Annotated in this window: 15 protein-coding genes; all 15 read left to right on the forward strand. The window is 35.5% G+C overall.

Annotated elements, in window-relative coordinates:
- Positions 1 to 35: 35 nt before the first annotated feature.
- A complete protein-coding gene (locus tag A9996_RS08475; RefSeq protein WP_066433163.1) occupies positions 36 to 686 on the forward strand; it encodes a rhomboid family intramembrane serine protease in 651 nt (216 codons plus the stop codon).
- A gap of 122 nt (positions 687 to 808) precedes the next feature.
- Positions 809 to 2,218, forward strand: coding sequence for a tRNA uridine-5-carboxymethylaminomethyl(34) synthesis GTPase MnmE (gene mnmE, locus A9996_RS08480; RefSeq protein WP_066433165.1), 1,410 nt, complete (start codon positions 809 to 811; stop codon positions 2,216 to 2,218).
- A 151-nt stretch (positions 2,219 to 2,369) separates the two neighbouring features.
- Positions 2,370 to 3,506: a tyrosine-type recombinase/integrase gene (locus A9996_RS08485; protein WP_066433167.1), complete on the forward strand. Its 1,137-nt coding sequence runs from the start codon at positions 2,370 to 2,372 to the stop codon at positions 3,504 to 3,506.
- Positions 3,507 to 3,697: 191 nt separating this feature from the next.
- Entirely contained in the window at positions 3,698 to 3,925 is a 228-nt protein-coding gene (locus A9996_RS08490) for a hypothetical protein (protein WP_066433169.1), read from the forward strand.
- Between the two features lie 373 nt (positions 3,926 to 4,298).
- Positions 4,299 to 4,586, forward strand: coding sequence for a helix-turn-helix domain-containing protein (locus A9996_RS08495; RefSeq protein ID WP_066433171.1), 288 nt, complete (start codon positions 4,299 to 4,301; stop codon positions 4,584 to 4,586).
- Positions 4,587 to 4,628: 42 nt separating this feature from the next.
- Positions 4,629 to 5,828 carry a virulence-associated E family protein gene (locus A9996_RS08500; RefSeq protein ID WP_066433173.1) on the forward strand — a complete coding sequence of 400 codons (1,200 nt, stop codon included), beginning with the start codon at positions 4,629 to 4,631 and terminating at the stop codon, positions 5,826 to 5,828.
- Between the two features lie 216 nt (positions 5,829 to 6,044).
- Positions 6,045 to 6,899, forward strand: a complete 855-nt coding sequence (locus A9996_RS08505) for a toprim domain-containing protein (RefSeq protein ID WP_245905325.1) — start codon at positions 6,045 to 6,047, stop codon at positions 6,897 to 6,899.
- Positions 6,883 to 7,395 carry a mobilization protein MbpA gene (mbpA, locus tag A9996_RS20545; protein ID WP_245905326.1) on the forward strand — a complete coding sequence of 171 codons (513 nt, stop codon included), beginning with the start codon at positions 6,883 to 6,885 and terminating at the stop codon, positions 7,393 to 7,395. The genes A9996_RS08505 and mbpA overlap by 17 nt, the downstream gene beginning before the upstream one ends.
- A complete protein-coding gene (locus tag A9996_RS08515; protein ID WP_066433177.1) occupies positions 7,392 to 8,249 on the forward strand; it encodes a relaxase/mobilization nuclease domain-containing protein in 858 nt (285 codons plus the stop codon). The genes mbpA and A9996_RS08515 overlap by 4 nt, the downstream gene beginning before the upstream one ends.
- Before the next feature lie 11 nt (positions 8,250 to 8,260).
- Positions 8,261 to 8,584 (forward strand): DUF6730 family protein, encoded by a 324-nt coding sequence (locus A9996_RS08520; protein ID WP_066433179.1) that lies wholly within the window; start codon positions 8,261 to 8,263, stop codon positions 8,582 to 8,584.
- A gap of 382 nt (positions 8,585 to 8,966) precedes the next feature.
- On the forward strand, positions 8,967 to 11,345 hold the full coding sequence (gene hsdR / locus A9996_RS08525) for an EcoAI/FtnUII family type I restriction enzme subunit R (protein ID WP_066433180.1): 2,379 nt from the start codon (positions 8,967 to 8,969) through the stop codon (positions 11,343 to 11,345).
- 2 nt (positions 11,346 to 11,347) lie between these two features.
- A complete protein-coding gene (locus A9996_RS08530; protein WP_066433181.1) occupies positions 11,348 to 13,483 on the forward strand; it encodes a GmrSD restriction endonuclease domain-containing protein in 2,136 nt (711 codons plus the stop codon).
- An 8-nt stretch (positions 13,484 to 13,491) separates the two neighbouring features.
- Entirely contained in the window at positions 13,492 to 14,922 is a 1,431-nt protein-coding gene (locus A9996_RS08535) for a class I SAM-dependent DNA methyltransferase (protein WP_066433182.1), read from the forward strand.
- 1 nt (position 14,923) lies between these two features.
- The gene (locus tag A9996_RS08540; protein ID WP_066433183.1) at positions 14,924 to 16,618 is read left to right on the forward strand and encodes a restriction endonuclease subunit S; all 1,695 of its coding nucleotides are present in this window, start codon (positions 14,924 to 14,926) and stop codon (positions 16,616 to 16,618) included.
- A 29-nt stretch (positions 16,619 to 16,647) separates the two neighbouring features.
- On the forward strand, positions 16,648 to 17,088 hold a 441-nt coding region (locus A9996_RS08545; protein WP_157487200.1), incomplete at its 3' end, for a hypothetical protein.

Genomic DNA, 17,088 nt, shown 5'->3' on the forward strand with positions numbered 1-17,088 from the left:
TATATGTTTAAAAATAATTAATACGTTTGGAGTTTATGGGTAATTTAGATTTGGTAACCATTATCGTAATTGCGGCAAATGCCATTATTTCTTACAAGGGCTTTAAGGATTATGGTTTTTTTGAACGCTACAAATTCAACGTTGGCGGGATAAGACGTGGGGAACAAATTAGGATTTTCAGTTCAGGATTTTTGCATGTGGACATGGCGCACCTGTTCTTCAATATGTTTACACTATACTTTTTTGCACCAGTGGTCATCTACCATTTAGGAACACTTTACTTTTTGATAATTTATGTGGCAAGTTTGATTTTAGGAAACTTATTGTCACTCTATTTTCATAAAGAAGAATTCCACTATAGTGCAGTAGGCGCGAGTGGTGCTGTTACTGGCGTATTGTATGCTGCTATTTTGTTGGAGCCATCAATGCAATTGGGAATTTTGTTTATTCCGTTGCCAATTCCTGCCTACGTTTTTGGGATTTTGTATTTGCTTTATTCCATCTATGGGATGAAAAAACAAATTGGTAATATTGGCCATGATGCCCATTTTGGTGGTGCCATTGGAGGGTATGTGGCCACCTTGATCCTTATGCCATCGCTTTTTAAAACTGATTTATTGATGGTCGGTTTGTTGGCAATTCCCATCATTGTGCTGTTTGTAATGCATAAAATGGGCAAGCTTTAATAGGGTCGAATTATTAGGCATCAGATGATTGTTGATTTTTCCCCCTATATCTAGAATCTAATAAAATTGCTTTATTTCTGTTAAACGGCATTTTAAAATATTTTGCCATAAAATCACAGATCATGATTTCAAATGATACCATAGTAGCACTGGCAACACCCTCAGGAAGCGGTGCTATTGCCGTCATACGGCTTTCAGGAAAAGAGGCCATTGCTACGGGCTCAAAATTTTTTAAATCGGTTTCTGGTAAGGTTTTATCTGAGCAAAAATCGCATACTGTGCATTTGGGACATATTGTAGATGAACCCCGGGTGATTGATGAGGTTTTGGTGACCATTTTCAAGGATCCGCATTCTTATACAGGCGAAAACGTCATTGAGATTTCATGCCATGGCAGTTTGTATATTCAACAAGAAATTATTCAATTATTTCTTAAGAATGGGTGCAGAATGGCGGATGCTGGGGAATTCACATTGAGAGCATTTTTGAATGGTAAGTTAGATTTGAGTCAGGCCGAAGCCGTAGCCGATTTGATAGCGAGTGATAGTGAATCCTCCCACAAGATTGCAATGCAGCAGATGCGTGGTGGTTTTAGCAATGAGATTAAGAATTTACGTAATGAATTAATGAATTTTGCCAGTTTGATTGAATTGGAGCTCGATTTTGCTGAAGAAGATGTGGAATTTGCAAACAGAGATGAGTTTTATAAATTGGTCAACAGGATTGTGAACGTTTTGAAACGTTTAATTGATTCTTTTGCCGTTGGAAATGTTATTAAAAACGGCATTCCGGTTGCGATTGTGGGGGAGCCCAATGTGGGAAAATCGACCTTATTAAATGCGTTATTGAATGAAGAGCGCGCCATAGTTTCTGAAATAGCAGGAACCACTAGGGATACCATTGAAGACGAAATGGTGATAGGAGGGATGGCTTTTAGGTTTATTGATACTGCAGGAATCCGTGAAACGGAAGATGTTGTTGAAAGTATAGGCATCAAGAAAACCTTTGAAAAAATTGAACAGGCACAAGTGGTCATGTTTCTGGTTAGCAGTGTTCAATTAACCGCTGGAAACAATGCTGTTCAATCGTTTACAGTTGAAATTGAAAAAATAAAGAATAAATTCCCCCAAAAACAAGTGCTGGTTGTACTTAATAAAATCGATCAAATTTCAGATATTGAACTTGCTAATTTGACCAAGGCGATAACACCTCACACGGCACACCTCATTCCTATTGCGGCTAAAACAGGATTTGGAGTAGAACAGTTGACCGATACCTTGCTGAATCTTATCAATACAGGAGCCCTCAGAAACAATGAAACTATCGTGACCAACACAAGGCATTACGATGCGCTCTTGAAAGCCTTCGAAGAAATGCAAAAAGTAAAGTATGGATTAGATTCAGAGCTTTCAGGCGATTTATTAGCGATTGATATCAGGCAAGCGCTCTACCATTTTGGAGAAATCACGGGTGAGATTACAAATGACGATTTGTTGGGGAATATTTTTGCTAATTTTTGCATCGGCAAATAGAACTGGTTTCCGATGCTTGTTTATTCTCTTCTTTTGCTTGATATACAGTTAGTTATAGTGTTAAAGTTTTTCTTTCTATTTCTTTTATTATTACTTTTGGTACCACATATGTACTACATTTTTAAATTATGTAGTACAAACGTATCACATAATGAAAATAACACTAAAAGAACGGAAACTGCCAAGTGGGAAAATTAGCTTGCTAATAGAGTACTACAAAGGATCGGAGATATCTCCAGACGGCAAAAGAAAACACATTCGGGACTATGAAAATTTGAAAATGAATTTACATGGTAACCCTAAGAATGCCATTGAGAGAAAAGAGAACAAAGAATCTATGGAATTAGCCAAAAAGATTCTTGCCATTAGGGAAGCAGAATACTATCAAGGCAAGTTTGACCTCAAAACGACCACCAAAGGTATAAGACGCTTTTTTGACTTCTTTCGAGAAAAAGCAGAAGAGCGCTATGATAGCCCAAAAAACTATGGTAATTGGACGGCCGCACTGATGCACTTTGAGCGTTGTATTCCTCCAAACACAACTTTTGACGATATTGATGAAGCTTTTGTTAACCGAGTTCGGAAATACATCGATAAAGAAGCTCGTACAAAAAGCGATTTACCCTTATCACTCAATTCTAAATATTCCTATTTCAATAAATTTAAAGCGGCTTTAAGAGCTGCTTTTGACGAAGGCTATTTAGCACTTAATTATGCTACAAAAGTTAAGTCCTTTGAGCAAGCAGAAAGTCAACGCGAATATCTAACTTTTCAAGAGTTGCAGACCTTAGCTAATACCGACTGTAAATATGAAGTTTTGAAATGTGCTTTTCTTTTTTCCTGTCTATCAGGTTTAAGATGGTCAGATATTAATGCTATGACTTGGTCGGAGGTGCGTGATGAAGATGGTATCAGTCGAGTTAACTTTAGACAAAAGAAAACTGACGGGGTAGAATATCTTTACATCTCAAACCAAGCACGTGAATTGTTGGGCGAACGTTGCGCACCAAATGATCGTGTTTTTGTAGGTTTAAAATATTCGGTAATTTATAATAACGAAATAGTGCGATGGTGCAATCGTGCTGGAGTATCGAAGCACATTACCTTTCATAGTGCAAGACATACAAATGCTGTCCTGTTATTAGAGAATGGCGCGGATATTTATACGGTGTCCAAACGTCTTGGCCATCGAGAAATAAGAACCACACAGATTTATGCCAAAATAATCGATACAAAAATGAAGGAAGCGGCTAATAGTATTCCGGTCTTGAATTTGTCCCTTGATTAGAATATCTGCATTTTGAATCTATCAAGTTGGGAAAAGTTGAATGGAAATATATTTTTATGAACGTTTGCCGAACTTGCTAAATTTTTTTCAATAGTTGTCATAAACTTAATAAATGACAATTAATATATCGCTGATGCGATTTACATAATAGAAAACAATAAATTATCTTAGTGTTTTTAAAAGTCCACATAATGAGCATTGAAGCCACCAAATTAGAACTCATTCAAATTTTGTTACAGACGCAAAATGAACATCTCCTATCAAAGCTTAAAGAGGTTTTTGACGAGGAACAAATTGACTGGTGGTTTGAGATGTCTAAAGAAGAACAAGAAGAAATCAAAACAGGTTTAGATCAAGCAGACAAAAGCAATTTTATAGCTAATGAGACTGTTATGAAACGTTTTGACAAATGGCATTAATAATACTTTAGATATATGTTTTTTGACTGTGTGAAATGTCTCTTTATTAGAATATCTGCGTTTTAAAACCTAAAAATTTTTAAAACCCTCAATTATAATTGTTAATAACTCAAAATAACACCTCAATAGGCTGTTTTCTCATTATTTTATTAGTCATCATTTAATGTCATATGTTGGTATTAAGAATTAAATTAAATTTTCATGAAATAATTTGGTTTCATTTGGTTTAATCTGTTTGTTTATAAGTTGTTGTGTATAACTTCGTGCAATTATTTCTTCTTTCATTAGCCTCTTTTTATACTTTTATTTCTATCATCCCATAAGGGAAAACAAAAGCGCTTTTGTTCATTTTAATCATTTAAAACAATTAAAAATGGACAATCTATTAATATTGGAACGATTTGATCGTTTAGAAAAATTATTGGTCGGCCACAAAGAGGTTCTGACCTTTAACGAGGCCTGTGATTATACAGGCATATCCCGAAGCTATCTTTATAAGCTCACGTCTTCAGGGAAGATTCCACACTCCAAACCCAACGGTAAAATGCTCTTTTTTGAGAAGCGTAAACTTGTGGAATGGTTACTTCAAAACAAGCGAAAATCGCAATACGATATAGAAAGTGAGGCATTGGCCTATTCCTTAAGGAATAAGCGTATTTGATCAGCAACATGTGCTAATTCTTATTCACTAAAGCCAACGTCTATGGAAACAAATAAACAGCAATTATATATTGTTAAAGATCCCAAGAAGAAAACAATTTTTGATTATGCGATCGACTATTTATATGGTAAATATGACATATTTTATAATGAGATCTCACACGATTTTCAGATATCATTAAAGGGAAATAAGGAATGGAATTATATCAATTTGAATTCTTTGATCATCGAATTGAACAAAGCAGGCATTGAGATAAATCCTGCGAAGCTTGAGATACTTATAAAGTCAGAACTTATTAAAAAATACAATCCCATTAAGGAGTATTTTAAATCATTGCCCAAATGGAACGGAGTGGACCATATTTCAAAATTAGCGTCCTATTTGCCCATCTATGAACCTGAGGTCTTTCTTTACCATTTTAAAAAATGGTTGGTAAGGTCCATAAAGTGTGCCTTGGAACCGGGTTACTTCAATAAACAAGCGCTTATCATAAGCCATAAAGGACAGAGCTCTGGCAAATCTACCTGGTGCCGATTTTTATGTCCTCCTGAACTTGCAGAATATATGGCCGAGGACATCAGTAATGATAAGGATGCCAGGATTCAGTTATGTCGGAATTTTTTATATAATCTAGATGAATTGGCCGTGCTATCAAAAAATGATGTCAACGCTCTGAAAGCCTTTTTCTCCAAGACTTTTATTAATGAACGCCTGCCATACGATCGAAAGAATACCACATTGCCAAGAATCTGTTCATTTATGGGTTCCACCAACATGTCTTCATTTCTAAATGATGAAACAGGTTCTGTCAGATGGCTTTGTTTTGAATTGAAGGACGTGATCGATTTCTCCTATTCCAATGAAGTAAATATAAAGGACGTATGGACCCAAGCATACCATCTCGCTTACGTTGATAAAACTTTTAATCCTGAACTCTCCGCAAAAGATGTGAACGAAAATGAAGAGCGCAACAAACGGTATACTAAGCTGACTTCGGAACAGGAGATGGTTGCCAAGTATTACGAATGCTCCGACGACCTTGAGGATTTTGTGACTGCTACAGATGTTATGGTTGCCTTGTCCTGTCTCAACGTGCGGTTGAACCACATCAATCTGGGAAGGGCACTCTCTGGTTTTAACTTTCAAAAGGTCAAACATCCCCAAAGACAAGTGTACGGTTATTTGGCAAAAGCGATTTTTAAAAACAGCCCTTGGGAACTGGAAGTACCAAAAAAACTATAAAATAACTTACCTACTTACCTAATAGTTATAAAAACCAATGAATACTTGGGTCTGTCTAGGTAACATCATTTAAAAAGGACTTACCTCAATCTTACCTAAAAATCAGAATAGGTAAGATAGGTAACATAAAAAGGAACTTACCTTTTGTTATAAGCCTTATGATTACTGGCATAGGTAACTAGGTAGGGAAATATGAAGTTATAAAAGAAGACGCTGATGAAAAGAAAAATAAACTGTGAAACAGCCCGAGCTTTTCCCATCGAAAAGGCGCTGGCAAAACTCGGGCACTTTCCCATAAAAACAGCGGAAAAAGAAGCTTGGTTTCTGAGTCCTTTCAGGTCAGAAACCCAAGCCTCTTTTAAAGTCTCTAAAATAAAAAACCAATGGTATGACCATGGTGCAGGGGTAGGCGGCAATGTGATTGATTTGGTGTGTAGGATTTTGAAATGTTCTGTAAAAGAAGCCTTGGAGTTTATAAATGATGATAGGGCTTGTTTTTCTTTTCATCAGCAATCACATTTCAGTAAAAATGAAACAGGAATAAGCATTACCAAAATACAGGACATTAGTCACCCTGCATTGATTCAGTACCTGAACTTTAGAGCGATTCCATTACAGATTGCCAATTCTTATTGTAGTGAAGTTTGGTACACTTTTAAGGGAAAACAATTTTTCGCTATTGGTTTGCAGAATAACAATAACGGATGGGAATTGCGGAATAAGATTTTTAAGAATAGCAGCAGCCCAAAATCCTATACCTATCTCCAAAGAAACAGCAAACATCTAATCATCTTGGAAGGGATGTTTGACTTATTATCGTTGGCCGTTTTGAATGCCCTTTTAATAGAAGTTTCAGATGTCATGGTTTTAAATTCCATTGCATTTATTAAGAATGTTGAAAAACATATTTCCAATTATGAAATTGTCGATCTCTATTTGGACAATGATTCGGCTGGACAAAATGCAACACTTTATTTGACAAAGAAATATAGTCATGTAAATGATCAAAGTGATGCCTATAAAAACCACAAGGATTTAAACGAATTTTTATGCCATGAGAGAAAAGAATGAAATTGAACGAAACAATGAACAGCAGCAATATCTAAAGATTCCTGCCCATTTACTCAGACATTCTGAAAGTGTGGAATTGGATTTGGAAAGGGATGCCAATGGAATGGGAATTATTCTGGGTAGGAATTCGAGATGTGTGTCTGTGGCCACATTCTCGTTTGCTCCCGAAGGTCGCAAAGAAAAAAAAGGAGTGTTTAAGGGGAAAAGTGATCTGGTTAAGTTTAGATGTTCCATCTATGAAAAGAAGCTTCTAAACATTAAGGCTGCAGCCTCAGGATTGAGCCTAAGCGAATATATCCGGCGGTCCGTATTCGATAAGGACATTACCGAACGGTTTAGCGAGGAGCACATCGAACTTTATAAGATGATGATCAAATACCATAATAATTTTAAGGCCATCGGGAATATGTACAGAAAACGAAATCCTAAACTGACCGAATCGGTATATGCCCTGGCCAATGAAATCAAGACACATCTCAAAAAATTTCAATCATGATAGGAAAGGGTAAAAGCATATCACACACCAGAGCCTCGATGGCATATGGATGGAACCAGGAAAAGGATGCCGAGATCGTGCTTAAGGAATTTTTGCATGGTGATTCCCCAGCAGAAATTACCAAAGAATTCAAAATGCTCCAGGATCTGAATTGCAATTGTACCAAGAACACCCTGTCATTTATCATCAGTCCAACGGTTGAGGACGGTAAAAAATTGGACAAGAGTAAATTGGAAGAAATATCAAAACGGTTCATGCACGAAATGAAATTGGGAGAACGTCAGGCCGTAGCTTTTGTGCATAAGGACAAAGAACATAAGCACATCCATTTGTATATCAATCGTATTGATTTTAAAGGTGTGGCTTACAATGACAGCTTTATAGGAAAACGGAGCCAATTGGCAGCAGAAAAAGTAGCTGAACAAATGGAATTGACCACCGTTAAACAAGTGCAATTTGAAAAAGAATTCAATCTGAAGGAACTGCGAACCGAAATCAAGCGCAGACATGACCTGACCATGAATCAATTTAAGCCCAAATCCTTTGATGCCTATATAAAGGGTATGGAAACCAATGGGGTCAAAGTTCTTCCTACGATAAATAATCAGAACAATTTACAAGGGTTTCGTTTTCAGTTTGATGGGCATAATTTAAAAGGGAGCGAAGTCCATCGTAATATGTCCATAGGAAATATAGGCAAACAAATGGGGAGCCTGGAAGGTGCAAAGATTTTAAAGAATAATATGGTGGGCGTGAAGCTCGCAGGCAAAACAGTGGGTCTAGCGCCACAATTAGCTTTAAAGCTGACCAAATTCATTATCAAAAAAACAATTCAACATGGACTCTCTTATTAAATACATGGATCATGACAAAACTTGAAGAACTTACCGCTTTATTGGTCAATGAGATCAATGACTTTAAAAGTGCCGTAGAAAAACTGGAGAAAATCAACGCCCAGTTAAGAGATACAAAAATCAAGATGGATCTTTCGGAATATAAAATGCTTATCCAATCCCATCAAGAACAGATGATCTCCAATATTAAAGCGATGGAGCGGTTTCAAAACCACTTTGACAATAAAATAAAGGAGGCCAAGATTTATCCTAATTGGGCGGTGGTGGTTTTTATTTTGAGTTTAGTAATAGGTGTTGTTGGGGTGGTGCTTTTAGTGATGAGCTATTTTGGGTGACAACAAGAGTTCATTAAACAGTTCTGCTTCCAAACACAATACTTTTTTTCCTTTTTTTTAGCTATTATATTATGTGTTTTTACGGTGTGAGCAACACTTTAGTATATTCCATATTCTCCTCAATTTTGATTTTATCAATACAAGTATATACGGATACTCGATCGAATAAGTGAATGTGCAAGCGCTTATTATGTTAGCGGAGAACTTTCTTTTAATAGAATTTTATTGTCGTAATATGCCAGATTATTTAAGTACAGCGATAGGAAGCATTCTTTTTTATAAATAATCTTCCTATATTGAACGTCTTAAGCGACTTGTTGATTGGTCTATAATTGCCCTAACGGTTATAATTACTGAAAAACTTGATGCGTTACCAACCGCTATGAACAAAAAAGAGCTTTCAGAAAGAGATATCTGTACTAAATTTATCAATCCAGCCATTAAGAAAGCGGGATGGAATATGAGAACTCAAGTGAGGGAAGAAGTATATTTCACAGATGGCCGAATAATAGTTCAAGGTAAACTGTATGTGCGCGGAAAAAGTAAAAAGGCAGATTATATATTATACCACAAGCCTAATGTTCCCATTGCAATTGTTGAAGCCAAAAACAATAATAAACCTGTGGGCTCCGGAATGCAACAGGCTTTGGAATATGCAGATATCCTTCAAATCCCTTTTGTCTTCAGCTCAAATGGAGACTCTTTCGTTTTTCATGATAAGACGCTAACAGATGGTGACATCGAAAAGGAAATTAAATTAGATGATTTCCCTTCTCCTGAAGCCTTATGGCAGAAATACCTTAAGTATAAAAACATTGAAACCCCTCAAGCTTTAGAAATAGTCGAGCAAGATTACTATGTGGATGATAGTGACATGTCCCCACGTTATTATCAACAAAATGCGGTGAATAGAACCATTGAAGCCATTGCAAAAGATCAAAAGCGTATCATTTTGGTCATGGCAACTGGTACTGGTAAAACTTACACAGCTTTTAATTTTATTTGGCGTCTCTGGAAGACAGGTCTTAAAAAACGTATCCTGTTTCTTGCGGACAGAAACGCATTATTGACCCAAACTAAAAATGGCGATTTTTCTCCTTTCGGAAATGATATCATGCATATTATCAAGAATAGAAAAATCGACAAATCCTATCAGATATATTTTGCATTGTATCAAGGATTAACAAGTACTGACGAAGAGAAAAACGCTTACAAGGAGTTCAGTCCAGATTTCTTTGATTTGATAGTGATTGATGAGTGTCATAGAGGAAGTGCGTCAGAAGCTTCGGCGTGGCGAGATGTGTTGACGTATTTTAATTCGGCAACTCAAATCGGACTTACAGCTACTCCAAAGGAAACTAAAGATGTTTCCAATATGGAATATTTTGGGGAACCTGTTTATACCTATTCGTTAAAACAAGGCATTGAAGATGGTTTCTTAGCACCTTATAAAGTGGTCAGAATTACGACCAGTGTGGATGACGGATGGCGGCCAACAGTTGGTTTACGTGATAAATATGGACATGAAATAGAAGACCGTATTTATAACCTCAAAGATTACGATCGGACTTTAGCTATTGACGAACGCACCGAAGTTATTGCCAAAAAAATCACAGAGTATTTAAAAGCAACAGATCGGTATGCCAAAACGATTGTGTTTTGTACAGATATTGATCATGCCAATAGAATGCGACAAGCACTTATTAATGAGAATGCAGATTTGGTGGCTAAGCATTGGAATTACTGTGTTAAAATAACAGGAGATGATGACGTCGGTAAACAAGAGCTTGACAATTTTACTGATGTAGAAGAACGGTTTCCAGTAATTGCTACTACTTCAAAAATGCTAACTACAGGAATCGATACTAAAATGGTAAAGTTTATTGTATTAGAATCGAACATACAATCGGTAACCGAGTTTAAGCAAATCATAGGTAGAGGAACACGGATTAGGGAGGCTGAAGGGAAAGTGTATTTTACGATTATGGATTTCAGAAAAGCCACCAATATTTTTGCGAGGCCCGATTTTGATGGAGATCCAGTACAAATTTATGAGCCACCATTAGATGGACCAGTTGTTCCTCCTGATGAAACAGAGCCTAACGATCCAACTGCACCAGAAACAGTATTATCTGATCCCTGGCCTGAATTTACAGATGGTCCAAATATCGATATTGATGATGGTCCTACTGAAATTAGGAAATATTACGTTAATCAAGTGCCTGTTTCAGTTGTGAATGAGCGCGTGCAATATTACGGTAAGGATGGGAAATTAATAACAGAATCCTTAAAGGATTATTCCAAAGCAAATATTGAAAAAGAATTTTCAACTCTTGACGATTTCATCCTAAGGTGGAGCGAAGCTGACAAGAAGGAAGAACTCATAAAAGAACTGGCAGAGCATGGGATCTTCTTAGAAGCACTTCGCGATGAAGTCGGGCAGGATTTAGATGACTTTGATTTAATCTGTCACATTGCATTTGACCAACCTGCTTTAACGCGACAGGAACGTGCCAATAATGTACGGAAGCGCAATTACTTTGTTAAATACACTGAAACGGCACAAACAGTTTTAAATAGTTTATTAGATAAATATGCGCAAGAAGGTATTTATTCCATTGAACAAGGTTCTGTACTAAAAGTGAAACCATTGACTGACATGGGTTCTCCTGTAGAATTGGTAAGAGCATTCGGGAAAAATAAAGATTTTGAAAAAGCTCTAAAAGAATTAGAAAACGAAATATATCACATAACCGCTTAAATATGAAAATATCCCAAATTCTAGATAAAATTGATGAACGACAACTATTCGTTCCTGCATTTCAGAGAGAATATGTTTGGAAAAGACAACACGCGAAAGATTTAGTGTCTTCTTTAATCCAGGATTATCCCACTGGCACAATGTTAACATGGGAAACCAATTATCCTCCAGAATTAAAAGGTTCGCATAAGTATGATGAACGTCAAGGAGCTGTTAAATTGATATTGGATGGGCAACAGCGCATTACCACGTTGTATATGTTGATGACTGGAAATATTCCACCCTATTATAAAAAACATGAGATCTTGGTTGACATTAGAAACCTATATGTTAATGTTGAAACGCTTGCACTTGAATATTATAAAATTACAGTGATGGAAAATGATCCGTTATGGGTTAACATTACTGATATTTTTCAAGCAAAAATACGTTATCGTGATGTCATTCAGAAATTAGAATTGAAATTGGATGGAGAAAGAGTGGAAAGAGAAAAATCTGATCTTATAGATGATAATTTTAGAGCGATAGAAAAAATTAAGGATCGTGATTTTCAAGAACAAATTATACCACCAAAAGCTTCATTAAAAGAGGCAATAGATATATTTTATATTGTGAATGCAAGTGGTGTTAATTTAACTGACGCCGAATTGGCTTTAGCTCAAATATCAGGTTATTGGCCTGAAGCTAGAGATTTGTTTAAAAAGAAGCTGGTCGAATTAGAAAAGCATGGTTTTGTCTTTAAGCTTGACTTTATTGTCTATGTATTATTGGGAATTTTGCATAATATGGGTTCTAAATTAGACAAGTTGCACAGTCAAGATAATAAGGAACATATAAAGGCAGCATGGAAACGATTGGATGAAGATGTTTTGGATTATGTTTTTAATGTATTAAAAAGTCAAGCATATATTGACCATACCAAAGAAGTGAACTCCGTATATGCGTTTGTACCAATTATAGTTTACGCATATAATAAGGGTCCAAAAAAATTATCTCAATTAGAAATTAAGAAAGTAATAAAATGGTTTTATTATTCTCAAATTCGTCAACGTTATGTTAGTCAGTTACAGCAGAAACTAGATAAAGACATAGGCATTGTAGCCAAAGATGAAAATCCATTTGATAAATTGTTAAGCATTATTGCAGCAGAACGTCCTTTGGAAATAAGTAAGGACGAATTTGTTGGTGTTGGTATAAGCCATGCACTTTGGGGATTAATGAATTTTTATTTTAAAAGTAAAGGTGCTATTTGTTTCACAACAGGCATCAATATTCGTAAAAATATGGGTAAAAAATACGAACTCGAATGGGATCATATTTTTCCATACTCGCTATTAAAGCTGGAAGGATATAATAGAAACAATAGAGTTAAATATAGTCTTGCACAGGAAATTACAAATAGAGCCATATTAACACAACTTGCAAATCGAAAGAAAAGCAATCATCTCGCTGAAGGTTATTTAGAAGATACTTCAATAGAATTTCCAGACGCTTTGGAGAAACAATGTATTCCACAAGATAAAGAGTTGTGGAAAATGGAGAATTTTGAATTGTTTTTAGAAAAACGAAGAATCCTTTTGGCTAAAGAACTTAATGAATTCCTAAATAACATCACTGAAACAAACTATGCATCACTTGACATGGATATTGTCGAAATGATTTTGTCGGGAGAAAACAGTCAAGTGGAATTTAAAACCACTTTGCGTTATGACATGCGGGAAAATAAGGTGAACAAAAAACTTGAAGAAGTGGTTCTAAAAACCTTGGCTGCATTTTCTAATGGTCAAGGAGGTACATTGGTCATGGGAATAACGGACGAATTGGAAGTCATAGGTCTAGAAAATGACCTTAAAACGCTGACGAGTGGCACCAAAGATGAATTTGAGTTGCATTTAAGAAATTTAGTGAATCACGCGTACGGAATTGAATTTGCCACAAACAATTTAACAGTCTCTTTTCCGGAAGTTAATGAGGTAGAAATTTGCGTTTGTGATATTAAACAAGGTTTAAGACCATTATATACTGAAGTTACCGATAAAAACGGAAATAAGTCTAAAAAATTCTATGTAAGAAGTGGCAACTCTTCACAGGAAATTGATATTACAGAGGCCGCACAATATATTAATCAAAGATTTTAAAAAACCTAATGAGTAACATAACAACAAACATAAAAGGCATACGCGACATCATGCGTAAGGATACAGGAGTCGATGGCGATGCACAACGCATCTCACAAATGGTATGGATGCTATTTATGAAAATATTTGCCGACAAAGAAGAAGAATGGGAAATCACTTTAGACAATTATGAGTCGCCAATTCCTGAAAATCTAAAATGGCAAAACTGGGCAGCAGATGATGAAGGTCTAACTGGTGATGCTTTGATGGATTTTATAGATAATAAATTATTCCCGGCACTTAAAGATTTAGATATAACTATAAGTCCGCAAGCTCATATCATCCGCTCGGTGTTTGATGATACCTATAACTATATGAAAAACGGGACGCTCTTCCGTCAGGTCATTAATGTTATTGATCAGATTGATTTTAATAGCACAACCGAGCGTCACTTATTTAATGATATTTACGAAACCATTTTAAAAGAATTGCAATCGGCAGGATCATCAGGGGAATATTACACCCCAAGAGCCGTTACGCAATTTATGGTAGATATGATCAACCCACAATTGGGTGAAAGTGTTCTTGATCCTGCATGCGGAACAGGCGGTTTTTTAACTTGCACCATTGACCATATCCGTGAGCAAGTAAAGACGCCTAAAGATAGAGAGATCATGCAAAACTCGATACGAGGGGTTGAAAAAAAGCCATTACCGCATTTACTGTGTACCACCAATTTGATGCTGAATGGCTTTGATTTGCCAGCGGTACGACGCGATAATTTACTGAGCAAACCTTATGCCGATTGGGGCGCAAAAGATAAGTTGGATATTATTGTTACCAATCCACCGTTTGGCGGGGTGGAAGAAGATGGTACCGAAACCAACTTCCCTCAAAAGTTTAGAACTAAAGAAACTGCCGATTTATTCTTAGCCTTAATTATTAAGTTGCTAAAAAACAACGGACGTTGCGCCATTGTTTTACCCGATGGCACCTTGTTTGGCGAAGGCATGAAAACACGTTTAAAAGAAGAGTTATTAGAGCGTTGTAACCTGCATACCATTGTGCGTTTACCAAATGGCGTATTTAACCCTTATACCAGTATTAAAACCAATTTATTGTTTTTTGAAAAGGGAACCCCAACTAAAGATATTTGGTATTTTGAACATCCTTATCCAGAAGGTGTAAAAAGCTATAATAAAGGTAAACCTATTCATATTAAAGAGTTTGATTTAGAAAAAGCGTGGTGGGATAATCGAGAGGAGAATGAAAACGCTTGGAAAGTATCTATTGATGACATAAAGAAGCGGAACTTTAATCTTGATATAAAAAACCCACACCAAGAAGCAGACGATTTAGCAAGCCCAGAAGAATTATTGGCAAAATTTGAAGCCACCGAGAAGAAGATTTCATCCATTCAAGACGAGATTATTAATGTATTAACTGAAGCTTTAAAATAGGATGCAACTACTACAACATTTTAAGGACTTAACGCTTCACCCTAAAAACGCACAAGAGATTAAAGGCTTGATTCTACAATTAGCCATACAGGGCAAATTGACTTCAAATTGGAGAAAAAACAATATTGATATTGAACCTGTTTCAGAATTGCTGAAAAAAGTTGAAAAAGAAAAGGCTCAACTTATTAAGGATAAAAGGATAAAAGTTGAAAAATCTTTATCATCAATAAGTAAGGGTGAAGTTCCTTATGTAATACCAGAAAGTTGGAGTTGGTATAAATTAGCCGAACTGAGTTCCATTAATGGTGGTTTCGCATTTAAAAGCGCAAACTATATTGATGATGGAGCAAGAGTAATTCGCATATCTGATTTTGATGAAAATGGTTTTAAAAATCATAAGATAGTCAGGCATTTATATACAAATGATTTAGAATCCTATGTTTTGGAAGACAAAAACATATTAATTGCTATGACTGGCGGAACCGTTGGCAAAAGTTTATTTGTCAATGAAGTTCCAGAAATTATGGTTGTCAACCAACGAGTGGCAACAATCAAAATATTCATGCCTATTTATGAAGCTTATATTAATTGTGTTATCCCAACCAAATTAATTCAAGATGTTATTGAAGAAGCTAAAAATTCGACAAATGATAATATTTCAATGTCTGATATTAAGGGTTTTAAAATACCACTTCCTCCCTTAGAGGAACAAAAAGAAATCGTCCGCGTCGTAGAAATTCTTTTTAAAGAAGTTGAGCAATTAGAGAAATTGACCCTCGAACGCATTTCTTTAAAAGAAGATTTTGTTACCTCTGCCTTACAGCAACTCACTACCAATAATGCAAACCAAGAATGGGCGTATTTACAAGAACATTTTAAAAGCTTCTTTAATGAAACCAAAAACATTAAAAAGTTACGGGAAACGGTTTTGCAACTGGCTGTTCAAGGAAAACTCACCGCACACTGGCGAGTAAATAATCCTGAGAGAGAAGATGCCAGCATCTTATTAAAGCGCATCCAAATGGAGAAAGCACAACTTATAAAGGACAAAAAGATAAAAAAGGAAAAAGCATTACCTGTAATTACTAAAGACGAAATTCCTTATGAATTGCCTGATGGATGGGTTTGGTGTAGAATTGGAGAAGTCTCGATTCATTCACTTGGTAAAATGTTAGATAGAAATAAAAATACTGGTACTTACAAGCCATATTTAAGAAATCAAAATGTCCGCTGGTTTTCAATTGATATGAATGATGTTAAAGAAATGAAATTTGAAGAAAATGAATTTGAAAAGTTTTCAGCTAAGAAAGGAGATGTGCTTATTTGTGAAGGTGGCTATCCAGGAAGAGCTTCTATTTGGGATAAAGATTACCCAATCATGATTCAAAAAGCTCTTCATAGAGTAAGATTTATTGATGAGCTTATCGATCCAAATTTATTTGTTTCATATTTATGGTTACTTGATAGCAATCGATCAATAGAGCAATATTTTACAGGAGCTGGGATACAACATTTGACGGGTCAATCTCTTCATAAAATGTTATTTCCATTACCTCCATTCCGAGAACAAAAAGCCATTGTCCAAAATGTAAATGCTTTAATGGGTTTATGTGATGCGTTGGAGCAGGAAGTAAAACAAAGTCAAGAACAAAGTGAGCGGTTGATGCAGAGTTGTTTGCGGGAGGTTTTTGAATAAGGCAAATTTAATAATTTAATTAATCAGTTATGTTAGGAGTAAGTATTTTAGAAATAGATAAGTTAATTATCAATGCTAAATCATTTAAAAATTCAACAGAGTTTTTAAGTAAGTTGTCTTCATTAGTGATTTCTTTTATAAACAAAACTGAAGAGAAAAATGCTAGTTATACCGACCTATTTAATAATGATTTAAATCAAAACGATAAGAGGTTTATAGCTTACTCCTTTATACGAATCTACTCTATTAATTCAAGTATGGTTACGGACCCTATGGTGAAACATAAGGTGTTAAAACTAATTGAAGTGTCTACTCCTGAAGTTTATAAGTATTTAAAAATAGATGACAGAACTGAAAATTATATAAAAGAAAGTCATTTAAGTAGCTACGCTTCAAATATTGAAAGGAAAATTGATGAAAGCATTAATAAAGAATTTAATCTTCTGTCAATAAATAGTTATAAAAATATA

The sequence above is a fragment of the Gelidibacter algens genome (assembly GCF_001678675.1).
GTDB lineage: Bacteria > Bacteroidota > Bacteroidia > Flavobacteriales > Flavobacteriaceae > Gelidibacter > Gelidibacter algens.